Origin of the sequence: Citrobacter sp. C13 (assembly GCF_014596815.2) — a bacterium.
Classification (GTDB): domain Bacteria; phylum Pseudomonadota; class Gammaproteobacteria; order Enterobacterales; family Enterobacteriaceae; genus Citrobacter; species Citrobacter portucalensis.
This window is the reverse complement of record NZ_CP115026.1, coordinates 91,912-108,873: the sequence shown is the minus strand read 5'-3', so window position 1 is coordinate 108,873 and position 16,962 is coordinate 91,912. Positions and strand designations below refer to the sequence as shown.

Sequence of the window (16,962 nt, the reverse complement as noted above, 5' to 3'; positions counted from 1 at the left end):
TCCAAGTGTCTCTTTTTATTCGACCGCTTTGGTGGCCTTTGCTGATTACAGTGGATAGTAGCACTCATCACAGCGGTTATCCTACCGCCTATAGTGGTTTTTCTACTCTCTACAGTGGTTGGCTTGCTCTTCATAGTGGCTGATCTTCTCTCTATAGTGGATAGTGATCACCGCTAAAGCCATGTGGCACAACGGTTTGCGGGGTGCGGGGATCTTTTTGGGTCTTTGTGGGTCTCTTTGGTTCTCTTTGGGATCTGAATTACTGGATCGGGCCTGTGTATAAAAATCAGGTAATTGCAAAACCAGCCATCACTCCCCTTCTGGGGATAATGTGTGCTCGAAACAAACACGCCTGAACGCAAAACTTCCAATATCTCTTTGAATATCAGCCACCTGTCGTAGAAAAACAGGCACTGAGTTATCCAGTTAAGACAATGTCTCCTACTCACTACAGTGGATACCGACCACTCTCCAGAGAGGTTGTTTTGCTCTTCATAGCGGTTATTATGCTCTCTACAGAGGTTACTTTCCTCCCCATAGTGGATAGTAACCCCCTCTCAGGCCAGTAACCGCAACGGCTGGAGACGATCGGGGATCTCTTTTGATCTTCTGTAGGATCTCTCTGGGGATCTAATCATTGGATCGGTCCTGTGAATAATGGGTATAAGTAAAACAGGCATTTGCAAACATCGGTGCGCCTTGTCAGTTATCGTTGCCCCGGACAAAACTATTTGAATAAGAATTATGGATCTCAAACGCACGCGCTGGGTTCGCCGTCTTGAAGATGGCTCCTACACCATTGAATCGAACACTAGCCTGAACAAACAGAAGTTGCTCTGCGACCTGTGTGGCATTGCGTCGAAGTGCCCGATTAACGAAACCCGGCTCAAACTCCACGACGCCGGTGCGCACTTCCACCTGAACAGCTGCATACGTTACGTGCCACTGCTGGCATTTCGTAAACCGATCATCGGATTAGACGCACCCTACTTCAACACACTCCGCTCTGGTGTAACATGGCGAGACCGGGTCGAACTTGGCAAGCTCGTTTGTCTGGTTGAGGCTGATACTGGAAATATCATCCGGTTCGGGAGAGTCGATAAGGTCTACTCCGGCCCGGTGGATGAGATGCTGCGGAAACACAGCCGGTTTAACCATCTCTGCATGGGTGGAGAGAAGATCGAGAAGGTTGGCGAAGTGATCCGCAAATCCTACGGACACTTCCTGAACGACGACAGCCTTCTCACGGCCATCTACATTCGCCATGTCGATCGGGAGTTCGATACGGAGTATCACAGTGCTGAAGAGTTGAATCTTGTCGACCCTCGCCCAAAAGCTGGGGTAATCGACATCAGCGTAGCGCGTCAGAAGCCCCCTGAGACGTTTTAAACGTAAACTCATGGTTTTACCGGGGCATAAAATATGGTGTCTTAGAAAGACACTGAGAGCTTTAGGGATTAATACATGAGTGAATTTTATTCAAGGGCAGCAACTGTGGCAGACATGCCATTTATCATGGGTGAGTTCGAAGACGGCGCACGCAAGGGTCACTTCTACGAAGAGATCCTCACATCAAAGGGTGGTAAAACCTTTGAGAAGCAGACCAGCCTGGCCATCCAGACGAACGAGCAGGGCCAATACTCCGGGCATTATATCTACATCCTGCTGCGCCGTTCTGATGACAAAAAAGCAGGGCTAATCTGGTTCTGTGCCGCACTCGATCCAACCGGTGCGCCACGACTTGAACTCCGTGCCGTCAGTATCGTCAAAGAGCTGCGCGGGAAAGGCTATGGGTCAATGCTGGTGTCCGACATGATCGATTCAAACCCGAGCCAGCCGATGATGGCGAAGTGCTACGTCAAATCCTCGCAAATGGCCGACATGCTAAAACGCAGAGGTTTTCACCTTTTCGACACGTCCCCCAAAGGCACGCAGATGCTGTTTCGCGATCCGAAGTAATAAGCCCCCATACGGTTGAGATATTGTCACCACCATAAAAATAAGTAGGTATTTACTTATATATTTTGTCATAATCGTGTGCCTGTAGATTTTCTTCTGTGCCGTGTTGTCTGGGTTGCTCGCCTCTCAAACACGCTTAACATCTGTATCAAAATAACCACAAAGGAAAAGACACATGACATTGCCATACGGGGTGATATCAGATCCCCATTATCATCGTTGGGATGCTTTTGCGACAACAAACGCTGACGGGTTGAACTCTCGACTGGAGATCCAACTGGACGCCACGAAAGAAGCAGCCAAAGCCATGAAAGCTGCGGGCTGTAAGTACATGCTGGTGGCTGGTGATACTTTCCATGTTCGTGGTGCTATATCACCTTCCGTCCTGCATTTCGTGACTGAAACTTACGAGTGGATCATCAAAGAGTTGGGCCTCGAAGTGGTTATGCTGGCCGGCAACCACGACCTCGAAACCAACGATTCCGTATACAGCGCCAATGCAGCGGCCTCTCTGCGCTCAATCGGTGTGGAAATTGTCTGCGGCAAACGTCCTCACTCCATCAAAATGGGCGACGTAACCGTCCACCTGATTAGCTGGCGTAACAACCACGCAGAGCTTATTAGCGACCTCAAAACACTGCGTTCCGGGCTGGATGGCGACAATCACGATGTCGTTGTGCATACCTCGATCAACAAAGCGATCCCCACCATGCCAGATGTCGGCATCGACGCACAGGAACTGAAAGATATCGGCTTCCGTTTGTTGCTGTCCGGACACTACCACAACCACAAAGAAGTGCTGCCTGGAGTGGTTAGCATCGGGGCGCTGACGCACCAGAATTGGGGCGATGTTGGTTCGCTGGCTGGCTTCATGATCGTCAATCCTGACGGCACATTCACCCACCACGAAACCTCCGCACCCAAGTTCGTCAACCTTGAGGACGATGTGGAAGACGACCAAATTCGCGGTAACTACGTGCGCTTCCGTGCCGTTGTGGAGAGCGATGAAGAGGGAATCAAAATCCAGAACGTCCTGAAAACAATGGGCGCGAAGGGTGTCGTCTGCAACTTCATCCGCAAGGCATCGATGATGGAAGGCACTGCCAGTACTGCGGAGACCAGCAAAATAGACAGCCTGGGCGAGTCCGTCGCGGCGTACTGCAAGATTGTTCACGACACTGACGGCGGCTTCGACCTGAGCAAGCTGGACATGCTGTGTCAGGAGATCCTGACCGAAGCGGAGAGTGCGGAGGCAATGTGAGTACGAGCCATTCTGGGAGCTTTCGGGACTTCATCTCCACGATGAAAAGACTTGAACGAGGCCAGACGGTGATGTTCCACAAGCCCTACCCACCTGACGGAAACCCTGTGGCGTTTTATCTGGGAAGACTGAGCAAACAAGGCGTACTGAAACGCAGATCTTTCCCAGCCCACACGGAGTTTCAACTGCGAAAAGGCCAGCATTTGAATCAAAAAGTTAGAGGCATTGTATGAAATTTCTAAAGCTCCAGGTTGAGAACTTCATGGCGTTAGCCAGCGCCGAAGTTGAGTTAGACCAACGCGGTCTGGTGCTCATTCAGGGTGTTAACAGTGGCGACTCTTCCGCTGCCAGCAATGGCGCGGGCAAATCGACTTTGATGAACAGCCTGATGTGGTGTCTGTATGGCGAAACTGCGCATGGCGTCAAAGGTGACGACGTGCTCTCTACAGGCCACGAGAAAAACTGTCGCGTGATGGTGACTGTTGAGGATGAAGGAAAGCGTTACGCCATCATTCGCCACCGCAAACACAAAGAGTTCAAGAACCGGCTGATCGTTCGTGGCGAAGACGGTGATATGACCAAAGGCAAAGACACACTGACGCAGGAGTTCGTTGAACGCCTGATTGGTGCATCGAAAGAGGTGTTCATGGCGTCCATCTACGCCAGTCAGGAAGCAATGCCTGATCTGCCGGGTATGTCCGACAAGAACCTCAAAACCATCGTTGAAGAAGCCGCTGGCGTCGACCGGTTAACGCGAGCCTATGCCATTGCTCGCGAGCGTGCTAATGCAGCTGCCGCACGCATGGATGTTACCAAATCCAAAATGGACGCCTGTCTCACGCTTATCGAGACCGCGCAGTCAGAGATTGAGGCGGCCAAAGCGTCCTCTGATAGTTGGGAGCGCGATCGCGGCGAACGTCTGGACAAGGCCCGCGTCGATTTGGCTGGCGCGGAGGTAACGCTGTCTGAAGTCGTGATGGAAATTCGCTCGCTGCCGGAACAGATCCGGGATACGGAAAACGCGATTGCTGGCGAACGCAGCAAGCTGGCCTCCAAAGAAGAGCATGACGCCAAACTGCTGAAGGTGCGCGGTGCGATTACGGAGATCCGCTCAAGCATCCGCACTTCAGAAGCGGCACAGAACGAGTCCATGAACCGTGCTCGCTCGTTTAAAACCAAAGCAGAAGAGGTCAACACAAAGGTCGGAGCACCTTGTGTTACGTGCGGAAAGCCCTACTGCGAAGAAAATTTGTCCACCGTGAAGGAGAGTTTCATTGAACAAGCGCGTAATGAGATCGGCCAGGCGCAGGCATCAGCAGCGGCAGTGGCTCAACACAAAGCTCGTCTTGAGAAAGCGCTCGGCATCGAGTCTGCACTGGTCGCAGCCACACCCGACGTCTCAGAAATCATCGCCAGAATCGAACGCCTGACCAATGAGCTAAGTGCGCTGCGTCATCGAGAACGTGAAGTTGTGGCCGTCGAAGCGATGGTGGCGCGGGCGCGTACTGACGTGAATCGCATCATGGCAGAGGTAAACCCATTTCTGGCTGTCATTAAGCGCCATGAAGACAACCTGGCTGCCAATAAATCTAATCATGCAGTACTTAAAAAAGAGTTAAAAAGCATTCAGGAACAGGCTCTGTTGCTGGAGAAAGCTCGCCAGGTTTACTCCCCAGCAGGCGTGCGTTCACACATCCTGACGTCTGTTACGCCTTTCCTGAACATCAGGACTGCGGAGTATCTCAACACGCTGTCGGACGGCAATATCGTTGCCGAATGGTCGACAATGGAGACAACGAAGAAAGGCGAGTATCGCGACAAATTCAATATCAGCGTAACCAAAACAGGCTCCAGCAAATCCTTCCAGACGTTGTCTGGTGGCGAGAAGCGTAAGGTACGCATTGCGTGCTCTCTTGCCTTGCAGGATCTGGTTGCCAGTCGCGCCAGTAAGAATATCGAGCTGTTTATCGGCGATGAAATTGACGACGCGCTCGACACTGCCGGTCTGGAGCGTCTCATGGGGATTCTGGAAGCCAAAGCGCGTGAACGCGGCACAGTGATGATCATCTCCCACAAAGAGATGAAATCGTGGTTCCGGGAAACCATCACAGTCGAAGTCAAAGAGGGTCGCAGCTATGTCGTTTAACTTGAGCCGCACGCAGTTTTTGCAGATGTTTGCCGTGATGCAGTCTATAAAGCTGATAAACCACCATACGGCAAAAGCAGCTGCGCCTGCACTTTTGTGGAAAAACGAAAACATCAATGACGACCAGTTCTCGGTATTAACCAGTCTGTTGTCATCGACTCCGTTGATGCCGAGTTTGTCTATGCTGCCGTCAGGAAGCACTGCGCCGATCCTTATTAATCCATTTACGGAAGGTGGATATCTCCCACATTCTGGGCCGGGGTTCGTTGTGATTCCTGAAACCGGAACGCTGAACATCCAAGAAAATGCGCTCTTCAATGCGATGGAGACGCACATCAGCACCGCATTCACTAATCTGATTCGACACGCTAACGCACGCGCGGATCACGTTGCAATGCCTGGTGCTGCTTTCGCCAGCTTCTCTGTTGACTATGACCGACACGCGCCAATTTCAAAGCGGGCGAAACTCTGCTTTTACGAGGAGGGATGTGAAGTAGCGGTTATTGAAGTTCTTCTCCCCCATGTATTCAGCGCGAATGAAACGGCTGCACGCCATCTGATCGACATCATGCGGCATTTCATCGGCCAGAGCATGATTGATGCAGATATTGCTGCAGGCGTTCTAACCAACGATAGCATTCATGTTGTTAGCGACATTCCGAAGCCGCCAACTCGCGAGCCGGAGAAGACACTTGAACAGAAACTAATGGAATGCCCAACCTGGGCTACGTGGTAAGGAGACCAAAAATGAGTAAAACCATTCGTGTGGTCGGCGTCGACCCTTCAATGAGCAATTTTGGCCTGGCGATTGGCACGCTGGATCTGGAAACGGATAAGCTGGACATTCATGGCCTGACATTGGTGGAAACCAAAGCTGGTGGAAACAAGAAGACGGTTCGCGTTAACAGCGACGATCTGCGCCGCGCTAACGAAATCTGGCGTACCGCCAAGCCCATAATCGAGCAGGCTCATATGGTGTTTTGCGAGTTGCCGGTTGGTAGCCAGTCCAGTCGCGCACAAACCTCATACGGCATCTGCATTGGTGTACTGGCGTGCGTGGATAAGCCACTGATACAGGTCACGCCAAACGAGATTAAGCACTATGTCGGGAATAAGCTGACCACGTCGAAGGAAGAGATCATTCAGTGGGCTACGCAGAAGCAGCCAAACGCCCCGTGGTTGCGCCGGAAGCAATCTGGTAAGGAAGTGCTGGTGAATAAAAACGAGCACCTTGCGGACGCTGTCGCGTCGATTTACACCGGTATGCAAACTGATCAATTCCGTCAGGTTCGCGATGTTCTTGCAGGAATTTTATAAGTCGGTAATTGATAGGTAAGTACTTATCTATTAACATGAGGCCACTATATTTAGTGGCCTTTTTTATTGGGTGATACATGATAAGCATCGTAAAACGTAACGGTTCCACAGAGCCGTTGTCAGAGGAAAAATACAACCGCGTTGTGATGTGGGGAGTCGAAAACATTCGCAACGTTAGCGCGTCTGCTGTCGCTATGGGCGCCGCTGCCAGCATTTTCGACGGAATGACCACCTGCCAGCTGCATGAAGCGCTGGTGAAGTCCGCTGCCGATCTGATCTCTCCGGAAACCCCGAACTACTCGCAGGTTGCCGCGCGACTGAGCCTGTTCAAGATCCGCAAGGACGCCTTCGGGCAGTATGACTACCCGAATTTCTACAATCACATCGTCAGCAACGTCAGTCGTGGCGTTTACGATGAAGACCTTCTCAAGTACTACTCTCAGGAAGAAATTGCCGAGCTGGGCGTGTACATCAAGCCTAAGCGCGACGAATACTTCGGCTATGCCGCCACCGTGCAGCTGGCGAGCAAGTATCTCGTTCAAAACCGAGTAACTGGCGCTATCTACGAAGGGCCACAGCAACTCTATATGCTGGTCGGCATGTGCCTGTTCCAGAATTGGGAAGATGGCTGCGCCGGTAAGACGCGTCTGGAGATGGTCAAAGGCTTCTACGATGTGACCAGTACATTCAAGCTGTCTCTGCCAACGCCAATTATGGCCGGCGTGCGCACCCCTACTCGCCAGTTCTCCAGCTGCGTGCTGATTGAAGCTGCTGATAGTCTGAAAGGGATTAGCGCTGCGTCTTCCGCAATCATTGACTACGTGTCACGTCGCGCGGGAATTGGTATTGGCTTTGGGCGTCTGCGTGCGCTGGGAAGTGAGATCCGCAATGGCGAGGCCACCCACACTGGCGTTATTCCATTCCTGAAACACTTCCAGACAGCTGTGAAATCCTGCTCTCAGGGCGGTGTTCGCGGCGGCGCTGCTACAGCGTTCTATCCGATCTGGCACTTGGAAGTAGAAAGCCTGCTGGTGCTGAAAAACAACCGTGGCATTGAAGAGAACCGCGTTCGTCATCTCGACTATGGCGTGATGATTAACCGTCTGATGTATCGCCGCCTGGTGCGCAACGAAAACATTACGCTGTTCAGCCCACACGATGTGCCGGGCCTGTACGACGCGTTCTTTGTTGATCAGGACAAGTTCGAAGAGCTGTACCTGAAGTACGAAGCCGACGAGAGCATCCGTAAGAAATCTATCCCGGCCGTCGACCTGTTCTCTACGCTGATGCAGGAGCGTGCCTCTACTGGTCGTGTTTACATTGCCAACGTCGACCACATGAACGATCACGGCGCATTCGTTCCGGAAATTGCACCGGTACACCAGTCCAATCTCTGCATGGAGATCACGCTACCGACCAAGCCACTGGCGTTCACTGACGATCCGAACGGGGAAATCGCGCTTTGCACTCTGTCTGCGTTTAACCTGGGCGCGATCCGCACGTTGGACTCACTGAAAGACGTGGCGTTCTACGCTGTGGCGGCACTGGACTCTCTGCTCGACTATCAGGACTACCCGATGGCTGCTGCAGAAATCCCGGCTAAAGCACGTCGTAGCCTGGGCATTGGCGTAACCAACTTTGCCTACTATCTGGCGAAGAACGGCTTTAACTACTCTGACACTGCGGGCAACCAGCTGGTGCATGAGACCTTCGAAGCCATTCAGTACTACCTGCTCGATGCGAGCTGCCGACTGGCCGAAGCGAAAGGTGCATGTGATTGGTTCTCCCACACCAAATATGCACAGGGCCAGCTGCCAGTCGACCACTATCGCAAAACGCTGGATACCAACCCGGAGACCTCTTTCGAGCTGAAAATGCCGTGGGAAGAGCTGCGTGGCCGTATCCGTGAGCATGGTCTGCGTAACTCCACTCTGACCGCCCAAATGCCGTGCGAGACGTCCAGTCAGATCACCAACTCCACCAATGGTATTGAGCCGCCCCGCGGCCCGGTGTCCGTGAAGTCGTCCAAAGACGGCATCGTGAAGATGGTCGTTCCGGACTTCGCGCAACTGAAAGACCAGTACGAGTACCTGTGGGATATGCCGGACAACCGCGGCTATCTGACTAAGGTGGCCATCATTCAGAAGTTCTTCGATCAGGCCATCTCTGCGAACACCAACTACGACCCGACTCGCTTCCCTGGCGACAAGGTTCCAATGATGAAGCTGCTGGAAGACCTGCTGTTTGCGTATCAGCAAGGTGTGAAGACGCTTTATTACCACAACACGCGTGATGGCGCTGGTAAGCGTGATGACGACGATCAGGTGTCAGAACCTTCCGCTGCGGAGGTTGTTGAGCCAGAAGATGAGTGCGATGGTGCGTGCAAAATCTGATGAGCGTGGGGGGAAATCCCCACCTTTTCATTGAGTTGAGCACCTTGTTTAAACCAATAAGATAACAATTTGTTTAAAGCCACTCGATAACATTCAGAGGGAAACACATGACTTATTCTACTTTCCGTTTGGGCGCTAACGACGCAACGAAGGAACCTATGTTCCTCGGCCAGTCTGTCAACGTAGCACGCTACGATCAGCAAAAGTACCGTGACTTCGAAAAGCTGATTGAGAAACAACTCTCGTTCTTCTGGCGCCCTGAAGAAGTCGACATTACCACTGACCGCATCGACTTCAATACCAAGCTGCAAGAGCACGAACGCCATATTTTCCTGAGCAACCTGCGTTACCAGACGCTGTTGGATTCCGTTCAGGGTCGCAGTCCTAACGCAACACTGCTGCCGCTGATCTCCATTCCTGAGCTGGAGACATGGGTCGAGACCTGGTCGTTCTCCGAGACGATTCACAGCCGCAGCTATACGCACATTATCCGCGGTATGGTGGATGACCCGAGCATCGTTTTCGACGGCATCGTCACGGACGAAGAGATCATCAGCCGGGCTGTAAGCATCTCAAGCGAATATGACAGGCTGTACGAAATGACCTGCGCTCGCCAGCATCTTGGCGAAGACGAATTTGAACGGCTGTATGTCAGCGAGTTTGATGGCAAGCCCTACCCTCTCCAGCGCCAGCTGTTCCGAACACTGGTGTCGGTGAATGCACTGGAGGCGATTCGCTTCTACGTGAGCTTTGCGTGTACGTTCGCCTTTGGTGAGCGGAAGCTGCTGGAGGGCAACACGAAGATCATGCGCTTTATCGCGCGCGACGAGGCTCTACATTGCGAAGGTACTGAACGCATGATCCGCTTTATGCGTACCGGTCGTGAAGGTCTGATGTGGAAGATGATTGCCGCAGAAGAAGAGAGCTTCATCTATCAGACCATGATGGACGTGGCCGGGCAGGAAATGCGCTGGGCTGACTATCTGTTTAAAGACGGCTCAATGATTGGCTTGAATGCCGACATCCTCAAAAGCTATGTGAAATACCGCACCAACCTGGCAATGCGTCGTCTTGGGCTGCGACCGCTGTTCCCGGAAATCAAAGACGATCCACTGGTATGGATGAACAAATGGCTGCTGTCAGACACCCTGCAGATCGCTCCGCAGGAAGCTGAACAAAGCAACTACCTCGTTGGCCAGATTGACTCCGCTGTCGATCGCTCCGGCCTGAGCCAGTTCGCAGACCTTTAAGCCGAGTTTAACCACTTTGTGGCCTGGCGCTGCTGGGTCACAATTGACGTATCAAATGAAGTCCAAAGGAAAGAAAGAAGACATGAAATTTACGAAACTGACCGATCATCTGAAACTTGCCGCAGACAAACTCGTGGGATTTAAGCCAGAGCCTTACGAGTTGAATCCCGGTTTTGGCAAGGCAACGGAAAGCATCTACCTGATGGTTGACCAGTTCCACACACTGTTTCAGCACCCACGCCGTGCCATTCCAGATCCGGTACTACTGCGTCTGCGTGCCAAGCTGATCCACGAAGAAGCTGTTACCGAGGGCATCCCGGCAGCTAAAAACGGGGACATGACGGCGCTGCTGGATGCGATGGCTGACTTCCTTTACGTGGGCGTCGGCACAATGGTGGCCATCAAAGGCGGTATCTCTACAGGTATGAGCTACTACACCCAAGAGCAGAGTGTTGATCGCTTCATCCACACCATCATGGTTCCGGGCAACACGGTCTTTGACGATATGGCCATCCCGTTTGAAGAAGCAAAAGAAGCCGCATTAATGCTGAATGCGCTGGCTGACAAACTCGAAGCGAAGCCGATAAGCGATTCCGAATTGGTGCAGGAGCTGCGCCGCGTGATGAACAAAATCTACGTTGCCTGCATGATGACCTACCGTCTGGCTGATTTTCTCGGTATCGATATTGTTGAGCTGGTGGCAGAAATCCACCGTTCCAACATGACCAAGCTGTGGCCGGCTGACGGCGAAGAGCGTCGTGTGGCGGTAGAAAATTGCAAATACGACAAGGAAGACCTGGGCTTCCGCCATGCTGAAGGGACTGACATGATGATTGGATTCAGAATTTCTGATGGCAAGATCCTCAAATCCCCAACCTACAGCGATGTGGATCTGACTCGCTTTGTTGAGAAGGCGAAATCCTCATCTCTTTACGAGATGGTAAAAAAATAATTGTAAGTATCTACTTATCATTATATATTACCTGAGCGTGTTTTATTGTCCAAGTTCTTAATTGCTCATTGCAATGGTGGCCTAAGAGCCACCATTTTTTTTACTCCCCTCCTAGCCTTACACACTTCTGATAGATAAACTTGTATAAAATAATATGTATGCACTTACTTATCTTGTGTGAGGTTGATTTTGTCTATCCTACTGAATCGAGACTTTACGAACGGTCAGTTTGCCAGTGGTTCGTATGCCAAAGTGGTTGAAACAGTGCTCAACACTGGCGTTCACGCGGGTGATCGCACCGGAACCGGCACAAAAAGCGTTTCTTATGTCCCTTCCTTCTACATGCTGACGGGCGGCTCTGTTCCACTTATCTCCGGAAAAGCCGTCAATCTGAAGCCGTTACTAGTTGAGCTGGAGTGGTATCTCAAAGGAACGGGCAACATCCAGTTCCTGAAAGACAATGGCGTCAAAATCTGGGATGCCTGGGCTGACGAAAATGGCGATTTAGGCCCGGTCTATGGCAAACAATGGCGTCGGTGGGAAGACACCCGCATCGTGAGCCATAGCGAGTATTTGAGCAAAATCGACACGTTCCGTGTGCGCGGGTACAAGGTCGAGGGGTATCTGGGCGTAAGTGAAGATCGCGTTGTGTTGTCCCGTGAAATCGACCAGCTACAGCGTATCGTTCACACGCTTCGCACCAACCCGACAGATCGTCGCATCCTGCTGAATGCCTGGAATGTTGGTGAACTGGAAGATATGAAGCTGCCGCCATGCCATTTCGTGTTTTCACTGTGGAGTCGCGAGCTGGACTTTGAGACCCGACTGACGATGGCCACCGACATTGGCATTCAGCACAACCGCCACGGCCACGAGTCCATCTACACCCAGATGCTGTGTCTTCTGGAAAGAGATGGCGGCATTACGGAGAACCTGCTGGACGAGCAGGGCATCCCGAAACGCATCCTGAACTCATGCCTGGTGCAGCGCAGCGTCGATACCTTTGTTGGTATGCCGTTCAATATTGCCGGTTACGGCATTCTCACCCACTTCCTCGCGAAGATCACCGGCCACATGGCTGGCGCATTCGTGCATTTTGGCTTTGACGTTCATCTCTACGACAACCACATGGAAGGCGTTGAGGAACTGATGAAGCGCGAGCCGCCCAAAGAGTCCGACCCGGTTGTCATTTTTCCGCATGAATGGGCCGAACTGGACGACTTCAAATGGGAAGGTGTGCAGGTGTGCGGCTACAGCCCTCTTCCGTGGATCAAGGTTCCAGTGGCGGTGTGATATGGCCAGAGGGATGTATGTGTTGTGTGAAATTGAAGGTGTGCTGGCGAGAGCCAGCCATCGCAAAGCAGTGCCTGATGCAGATGCAGGCGCTCTCATTGCCGGTGATGAACTCATCTTCCCCACCAGCCGCATGTTGCGTGGTTTTGCTCGCTCCGGTGCTGAAGTGGTGCTTATCAGTAGTCGTCCGGAAGCGCTTGAAGGCCCAACCAAACGCTGGCTGAAGGACTTCGGCATTGATTATGACTGGCTCCACCTGGTTCCGCGCGGTGTCAGTTTTGAAACCCATATCAAGCGCACGCTGGCAGAGCACAAAGGCGACTTACTTATCGCCGCACTGGTTCATGATCCGCGTCTGCGTTCTGTGCTGGCAGATTCTCACCAGCGACCAACCATCTATGAGGTAAGCCAATGAAGATGATTGCAGCTGTCGGCCGCAACTATGAAATCGGCATTGGCAACGAACTTCCCTGGCGTTGCCCGACCGATCTGAAACTGTTCAAACAACTCACCAAAAACGCCACTGTCGTGATGGGACGTAAGACGATGGAAAGTCTCAAGCGCCCGCTGCCAGAGCGCCATAACCTCGTTTTGACGCGCTCTCGTGGCTATATCCCCAATGGGTTCTACCCCGCTGGCATCGATGACGTTTTGAGACTACCAGATCCGGTCTGGGTGATTGGTGGCGGGCAGATTTACTCGCTCTTTATGCCACACGTAGAAGAGATCTGGCTGTCGCATATTGGCGTGGATGTGCCGGGCGCGGATGCGTTCTTCCCGGCGCCAATGATGCGTTCTTTAGGGTTCGTACCAGTCGAAACGGCTTATACCCAACGTGCAAATGAGGATGAGCCTGGCTTTTTGCAGATCGTATACAGAAGGTCGTAATGGATTACCGGATTGGAATCACTGGCGCACAGGGCAGTGGAAAAACAACCCTGGCAAGGTACATCGATGCGCATTATGGCATTCCGTATGTGGATGCCGGCGTTGGTAAGCTGATGAGCAGTCTGGGGGTGAAGGTTGGCGAGCGTTTGCCCCTTTACGAACGTCTTCAGGTTCAGATGGAGATTGCCAGACACATCGAGATGATCACCCGCGGCGTTGAAGGTTTTGTTATCGACCGCACGCCAGCCGATGTCATGGCTTATACGCTTGACCTGGTCGGCCAGACCAACGAAGACCGCTGCATCGAGCTGGCTCTCGACATTGAGCAGTTTTGCCACAAAGCGGCCATTTCCAACTTCAATGCTATCGCAGGTCTTCGCCCGGGCGTTGAGCTTTCCAGCAAAGATCTCGCGCGTCCCCAGCGAGGATCGCTTGACCGTCTCTATGTTGCTCGAATCGATGCACTTATGTGCGGTGAGCTGACGAAAATCAACACGCTTCCCCAAACCGGCGATCTGCAGGTGTTCGTTATTTCTGAAAAGTGCCGCACGGTTGAAGCGCGAGCTAGATCGGTATTGCGAGTGCTGGACAGAGCCGCTGAAAACATCGAGCGCCGTATAACAGGACGAGTGACCTTCCACTGAATGTTGCTCCCCTGTTGGGCAGTGTGACAATAAGACACGCGAAATGAATCGAGGAAAAACAGAATGATAGACGAACTTCCCCTCTCGGATGAATTAGATCGTAAAGCGATTGAAGCACTGATCCGCATTGCCGACGAACAATCCCGCTCTTTGATGAGTGAACGTGAAGCACGTCTGGCTATCCGCGCAGTGTTTGAGTCCGTTCAAGGGCTTGTTGGGGAAGAGGTTGGCGAAGCCATCAATGTGGCGATGTCGCAGTTCAATGGCGGCACCAAGCGCCCTCTGTTTCCTATGCACCTCAAACTCTCAGGCGGTACGGTTCTGTACGTGTCCGTTTGCCTGGAGACCAACCAAATCCAGATCCTCAACACATCAACGGGCGAATGGCGCGAGCCGGTCGTCTGCGAAAGTGGCGAGGACGCACTGAAAAAGGCTGCTCAGTTTGTGCGTGGCGCACTGCTGAAAGGCGCGAAGAAGCTGTAAGGAGTACGAATGACCACGATTGTCGGTGGCGTCGATATTGAGTCCACAGGGCTGGACTTCACATCCGGCCACAAAATTATCGAAATCGCGATAACCCGTTATGAACTGGAAACCCAGAAGCACATCGACAGCCTTGAGATGCGCTTCAACCCGCGTCGCAGTATCGATCCGAAGGCGCAGGCAGTGCATGGCATTTTACTGGAAGATCTGGCGACGGAACCGCTACTGGCTGACCACGCAGGCAAGATTGCTGCGTACATGGGCGCATGTAGCGCGTTAGTCGCCCATAACGGAGAGGCTTTTGACCTTCCGTTCATTCGCCACGAGTTCGGTAGCTATGGGGTGAAATTGCCAGATATCCCTCTGGTTGACTCCATGCTAGATGGCTTGTGGGCTACCGAGGATGGGAAGCGCCCACGCCTGGAAGAGCTGGCGTTCTCACTTGGGTTCACTTACGACCGTGAGAAGGCTCACAGCGCTCTCTACGATACTGACCTGATGATGCAGTGTTTCTTCAAAGCCCGAGAGAAATACGGCTTCTTCAAACTCCCATTCGAAAGCGCCTGATGGCGCTTTTTCTTTGCCTTCAGTTCTTCTAACTGCCTGTAATTATGACTTTTCCGCCTGATAGGTTTTGCCAGAATACGCTCAACCAAAACGCGGAAACGCACCAACGAAAACATAAGGAGTTAAAAATGAGCGCAGTTACAAACACTGTTAAAAACGATGACCTGGACGAACTGACTGCAATGTTGCAATCTCTCGACGAACCAGTGCAGAAAGCTGCGAAAATGAGCGGTGTCGACGAGATCGACGATCTTCTCTCTGGTCTGGATGATGCAATCGCAAAACCAGTCGAGGCGGTGGCGGATGAAGTCATGAATGCCAGCTCTACCGGCGATCTGAGTAGCGTTCTGGAAGAGCTTGAGATTGAGCACGAATCGGTGAAGGTCGAGGAACCAGAGCGTGACCTTGTTGCGGAGATAGTGAACGAGCCAGCGCCTGAACTTGACGCTCGAAGTACTGAGACTACCGGTACAGATCCAACCCCTTTACCTTCAGTGGCGTCAGAGCCTAAACCTGAAGAAGAGCAGCCAAAACGCCAGAAGGCAAAATCAGAGCGTACCCCGGCCAAACCTCGCTTCACGCTGGAAGGTAAGGACGAATCGTTCTATGCGACAGCCGGTCTGGAAAGTGAGAGCTTTACTGCCGCATTCGAAGGGGCGCCAGTCAAAGCGAAAGACAAGATCTTAAACCTTTTGAACTGGTTTAGTGGTGGGCCGGAAATCAGCGTCTACACGGTAATCGCAATGCGCCATATCCTTGACGCGAACACGGCGACCAGCAATAGCATTAAACTGGCGCTAATGAGCAACCCGGAGAAACCATATCCGCTCAACACCGCTTCGACTCAGGCTGGCCAGATGATGGCTGTGTTTCCAGCTACTGGCATTGCCACCAGGGAAGGTGGAAATCTAACCCTTAATAAAGAGTCGCCGATCGTCAAAAAATTCATAGCGGAGTATTCCATTGGATGATGTTCCCCTACCCGATCTAAAGCCCCCTGACAGCTTTAGGACGCTGGGTAAGCTAATTGCATACCCAGCATCGATAAAACGCGCCAGAGAGCTTCCCGTTTGCGAATCTGGCGCGTTCTTCTTTGTTTGCTATCCGTTTGATTAAATGAAAAAATAGGAAAGTATTTACCTATCAGAGCAAAATAATGATCGCAGCCGAAAAAATCAAAAAGCGAGAGCGTGATGCCTCTCTTCGCGACCTTTGGCGCACACCGCAGTGGTTGTTTGTCGCCATCCAACGTTACATAGGCGTAAAGTTCGATGTGGACGTCGCCTGCAACAAAGATAACGCTCTCCTGCCGAACTTTATCGGTGTTGAGCGCGATGCGCTCAAGTGCTGCTGGGGAGAAGCTGGCACTGTGGCGTTCCTCAACCCGCCCTATTCCAAAATCACCCCCTGGATAGACGCAGCCATTCGCGAGCAGGCGCGTGGAGTGACGACGGTCATGCTGATACCACAATCCCTCGATACGCAGTGGTACGAGCGTGCGGCTGAATGCGCCAACGAAACCGTCATCTTGTCTGGTGGCCGCGTGGCGTTCGTTGAGCCAGATGTTGAATTTGGGCTGGTGGAGGTGAACATCAACCCTGGTGGCAGCATGTTGCTTATCTTCCGTGGCTACTGTCAGGAAGCTGGGCACACCATCAGCAAGATACCGCTGGCGGTGATGAAAAAGCTGGGTGGTTATGATCCTGCCAATGTTGTCAGGAAGAAGAGACCACGTAAAAAGGCAGCGTAAACACCAGTCTGGGAGTTAGTTTGAGAACCTGCTTCCGTATATATAAATAACTAAGTACT

General features: G+C 52.2%; 18 protein-coding genes. All 18 read left to right on the top strand.

Annotated elements, in window-relative coordinates:
* Window positions 1-744: 744 nt before the first annotated feature.
* The 18 genes from IB222_RS25640 to IB222_RS25555 all read left to right on the top strand — a co-directional run bounded on the left by IB222_RS25640 (window position 745) and on the right by IB222_RS25555 (window position 16,903).
* Complete coding sequence (locus IB222_RS25640) at window positions 745-1,389, top strand: hypothetical protein (RefSeq protein ID WP_100151328.1); 645 nt, start codon at window positions 745-747, stop codon at window positions 1,387-1,389.
* 75 nt (window positions 1,390-1,464) lie between these two features.
* On the top strand, window positions 1,465-1,959 hold the full coding sequence (locus IB222_RS25635; protein WP_149384921.1) for a GNAT family N-acetyltransferase: 495 nt from the start codon (window positions 1,465-1,467) through the stop codon (window positions 1,957-1,959).
* Between the two features lie 175 nt (window positions 1,960-2,134).
* Window positions 2,135-3,220 carry an exonuclease SbcCD subunit D gene (locus tag IB222_RS25630; RefSeq protein ID WP_006812554.1) on the top strand — a complete coding sequence of 362 codons (1,086 nt, stop codon included), beginning with the start codon at window positions 2,135-2,137 and terminating at the stop codon, window positions 3,218-3,220.
* On the top strand, window positions 3,217-3,453 hold the full coding sequence (locus IB222_RS25625) for a hypothetical protein (RefSeq protein ID WP_050194537.1): 237 nt from the start codon (window positions 3,217-3,219) through the stop codon (window positions 3,451-3,453). Before IB222_RS25630 ends, IB222_RS25625 begins: the two co-directional genes overlap by 4 nt.
* Window positions 3,450-5,366 carry an AAA family ATPase gene (locus IB222_RS25620; RefSeq protein ID WP_149384920.1) on the top strand — a complete coding sequence of 639 codons (1,917 nt, stop codon included), beginning with the start codon at window positions 3,450-3,452 and terminating at the stop codon, window positions 5,364-5,366. Before IB222_RS25625 ends, IB222_RS25620 begins: the two co-directional genes overlap by 4 nt.
* On the top strand, window positions 5,356-6,102 hold the full coding sequence (locus tag IB222_RS25615) for a hypothetical protein (RefSeq protein WP_006812552.1): 747 nt from the start codon (window positions 5,356-5,358) through the stop codon (window positions 6,100-6,102). Before IB222_RS25620 ends, IB222_RS25615 begins: the two co-directional genes overlap by 11 nt.
* 11 nt (window positions 6,103-6,113) lie before the next feature.
* Window positions 6,114-6,683: a hypothetical protein gene (locus tag IB222_RS25610; protein WP_002214145.1), complete on the top strand. Its 570-nt coding sequence runs from the start codon at window positions 6,114-6,116 to the stop codon at window positions 6,681-6,683.
* A gap of 77 nt (window positions 6,684-6,760) precedes the next feature.
* Window positions 6,761-9,076 carry a class 1a ribonucleoside-diphosphate reductase subunit alpha gene (gene nrdA, locus IB222_RS25605; protein WP_022649913.1) on the top strand — a complete coding sequence of 772 codons (2,316 nt, stop codon included), beginning with the start codon at window positions 6,761-6,763 and terminating at the stop codon, window positions 9,074-9,076.
* Window positions 9,077-9,183: 107 nt separating this feature from the next.
* Window positions 9,184-10,326, top strand: coding sequence for a class Ia ribonucleoside-diphosphate reductase subunit beta (nrdB, locus tag IB222_RS25600; RefSeq protein WP_002231164.1), 1,143 nt, complete (start codon window positions 9,184-9,186; stop codon window positions 10,324-10,326).
* Window positions 10,327-10,408: 82 nt separating this feature from the next.
* Entirely contained in the window at window positions 10,409-11,278 is an 870-nt protein-coding gene (locus tag IB222_RS25595; RefSeq protein WP_149384919.1) for a phosphoribosyl-ATP pyrophosphohydrolase, read from the top strand.
* A gap of 189 nt (window positions 11,279-11,467) precedes the next feature.
* Window positions 11,468-12,571 carry a thymidylate synthase gene (locus tag IB222_RS25590; protein WP_188055398.1) on the top strand — a complete coding sequence of 368 codons (1,104 nt, stop codon included), beginning with the start codon at window positions 11,468-11,470 and terminating at the stop codon, window positions 12,569-12,571.
* Between the two features lie 19 nt (window positions 12,572-12,590).
* On the top strand, window positions 12,591-12,986 hold the full coding sequence (locus IB222_RS25585; RefSeq protein ID WP_162493218.1) for a hypothetical protein: 396 nt from the start codon (window positions 12,591-12,593) through the stop codon (window positions 12,984-12,986).
* Complete coding sequence (locus IB222_RS25580; protein WP_000781812.1) at window positions 12,983-13,459, top strand: dihydrofolate reductase; 477 nt, start codon at window positions 12,983-12,985, stop codon at window positions 13,457-13,459. Before IB222_RS25585 ends, IB222_RS25580 begins: the two co-directional genes overlap by 4 nt.
* Window positions 13,459-14,103 carry an AAA family ATPase gene (locus IB222_RS25575; RefSeq protein WP_000386471.1) on the top strand — a complete coding sequence of 215 codons (645 nt, stop codon included), beginning with the start codon at window positions 13,459-13,461 and terminating at the stop codon, window positions 14,101-14,103. Before IB222_RS25580 ends, IB222_RS25575 begins: the two co-directional genes overlap by 1 nt.
* 63 nt (window positions 14,104-14,166) lie before the next feature.
* Window positions 14,167-14,586: a hypothetical protein gene (locus tag IB222_RS25570; protein ID WP_004109992.1), complete on the top strand. Its 420-nt coding sequence runs from the start codon at window positions 14,167-14,169 to the stop codon at window positions 14,584-14,586.
* 9 nt (window positions 14,587-14,595) lie between these two features.
* Entirely contained in the window at window positions 14,596-15,153 is a 558-nt protein-coding gene (locus tag IB222_RS25565; RefSeq protein WP_149384917.1) for a 3'-5' exonuclease, read from the top strand.
* Between the two features lie 128 nt (window positions 15,154-15,281).
* On the top strand, window positions 15,282-16,124 hold the full coding sequence (locus IB222_RS25560; protein WP_023180903.1) for a hypothetical protein: 843 nt from the start codon (window positions 15,282-15,284) through the stop codon (window positions 16,122-16,124).
* Window positions 16,125-16,309: 185 nt separating this feature from the next.
* Window positions 16,310-16,903: a phage N-6-adenine-methyltransferase gene (locus IB222_RS25555; RefSeq protein ID WP_149384916.1), complete on the top strand. Its 594-nt coding sequence runs from the start codon at window positions 16,310-16,312 to the stop codon at window positions 16,901-16,903.
* Window positions 16,904-16,962 lie beyond the last annotated feature (59 nt).

Bases quoted from the DNA above. Each gene is read 5' to 3' on its own strand.
- IB222_RS25640 (WP_100151328.1), top strand. From the start codon at position 745: ATGGATCTCAAACGCACGCGCTGGGTTCGCCGTCTTGAAGATGGCTCC.
- IB222_RS25635 (WP_149384921.1), top strand. From the start codon at position 1,465: ATGAGTGAATTTTATTCAAGGGCAGCAACTGTGGCAGACATGCCATTT.
- IB222_RS25630 (WP_006812554.1), top strand. From the start codon at position 2,135: ATGACATTGCCATACGGGGTGATATCAGATCCCCATTATCATCGTTGG.
- IB222_RS25620 (WP_149384920.1), top strand. From the start codon at position 3,450: ATGAAATTTCTAAAGCTCCAGGTTGAGAACTTCATGGCGTTAGCCAGC.
- IB222_RS25615 (WP_006812552.1), top strand. From the start codon at position 5,356: ATGTCGTTTAACTTGAGCCGCACGCAGTTTTTGCAGATGTTTGCCGTG.
- IB222_RS25610 (WP_002214145.1), top strand. From the start codon at position 6,114: ATGAGTAAAACCATTCGTGTGGTCGGCGTCGACCCTTCAATGAGCAAT.
- nrdA (WP_022649913.1), top strand. From the start codon at position 6,761: ATGATAAGCATCGTAAAACGTAACGGTTCCACAGAGCCGTTGTCAGAG.
- nrdB (WP_002231164.1), top strand. From the start codon at position 9,184: ATGACTTATTCTACTTTCCGTTTGGGCGCTAACGACGCAACGAAGGAA.
- IB222_RS25595 (WP_149384919.1), top strand. From the start codon at position 10,409: ATGAAATTTACGAAACTGACCGATCATCTGAAACTTGCCGCAGACAAA.
- IB222_RS25580 (WP_000781812.1), top strand. From the start codon at position 12,983: ATGAAGATGATTGCAGCTGTCGGCCGCAACTATGAAATCGGCATTGGC.
- IB222_RS25575 (WP_000386471.1), top strand. From the start codon at position 13,459: ATGGATTACCGGATTGGAATCACTGGCGCACAGGGCAGTGGAAAAACA.
- IB222_RS25570 (WP_004109992.1), top strand. From the start codon at position 14,167: ATGATAGACGAACTTCCCCTCTCGGATGAATTAGATCGTAAAGCGATT.
- IB222_RS25565 (WP_149384917.1), top strand. From the start codon at position 14,596: ATGACCACGATTGTCGGTGGCGTCGATATTGAGTCCACAGGGCTGGAC.
- IB222_RS25560 (WP_023180903.1), top strand. From the start codon at position 15,282: ATGAGCGCAGTTACAAACACTGTTAAAAACGATGACCTGGACGAACTG.
- IB222_RS25555 (WP_149384916.1), top strand. From the start codon at position 16,310: ATGATCGCAGCCGAAAAAATCAAAAAGCGAGAGCGTGATGCCTCTCTT.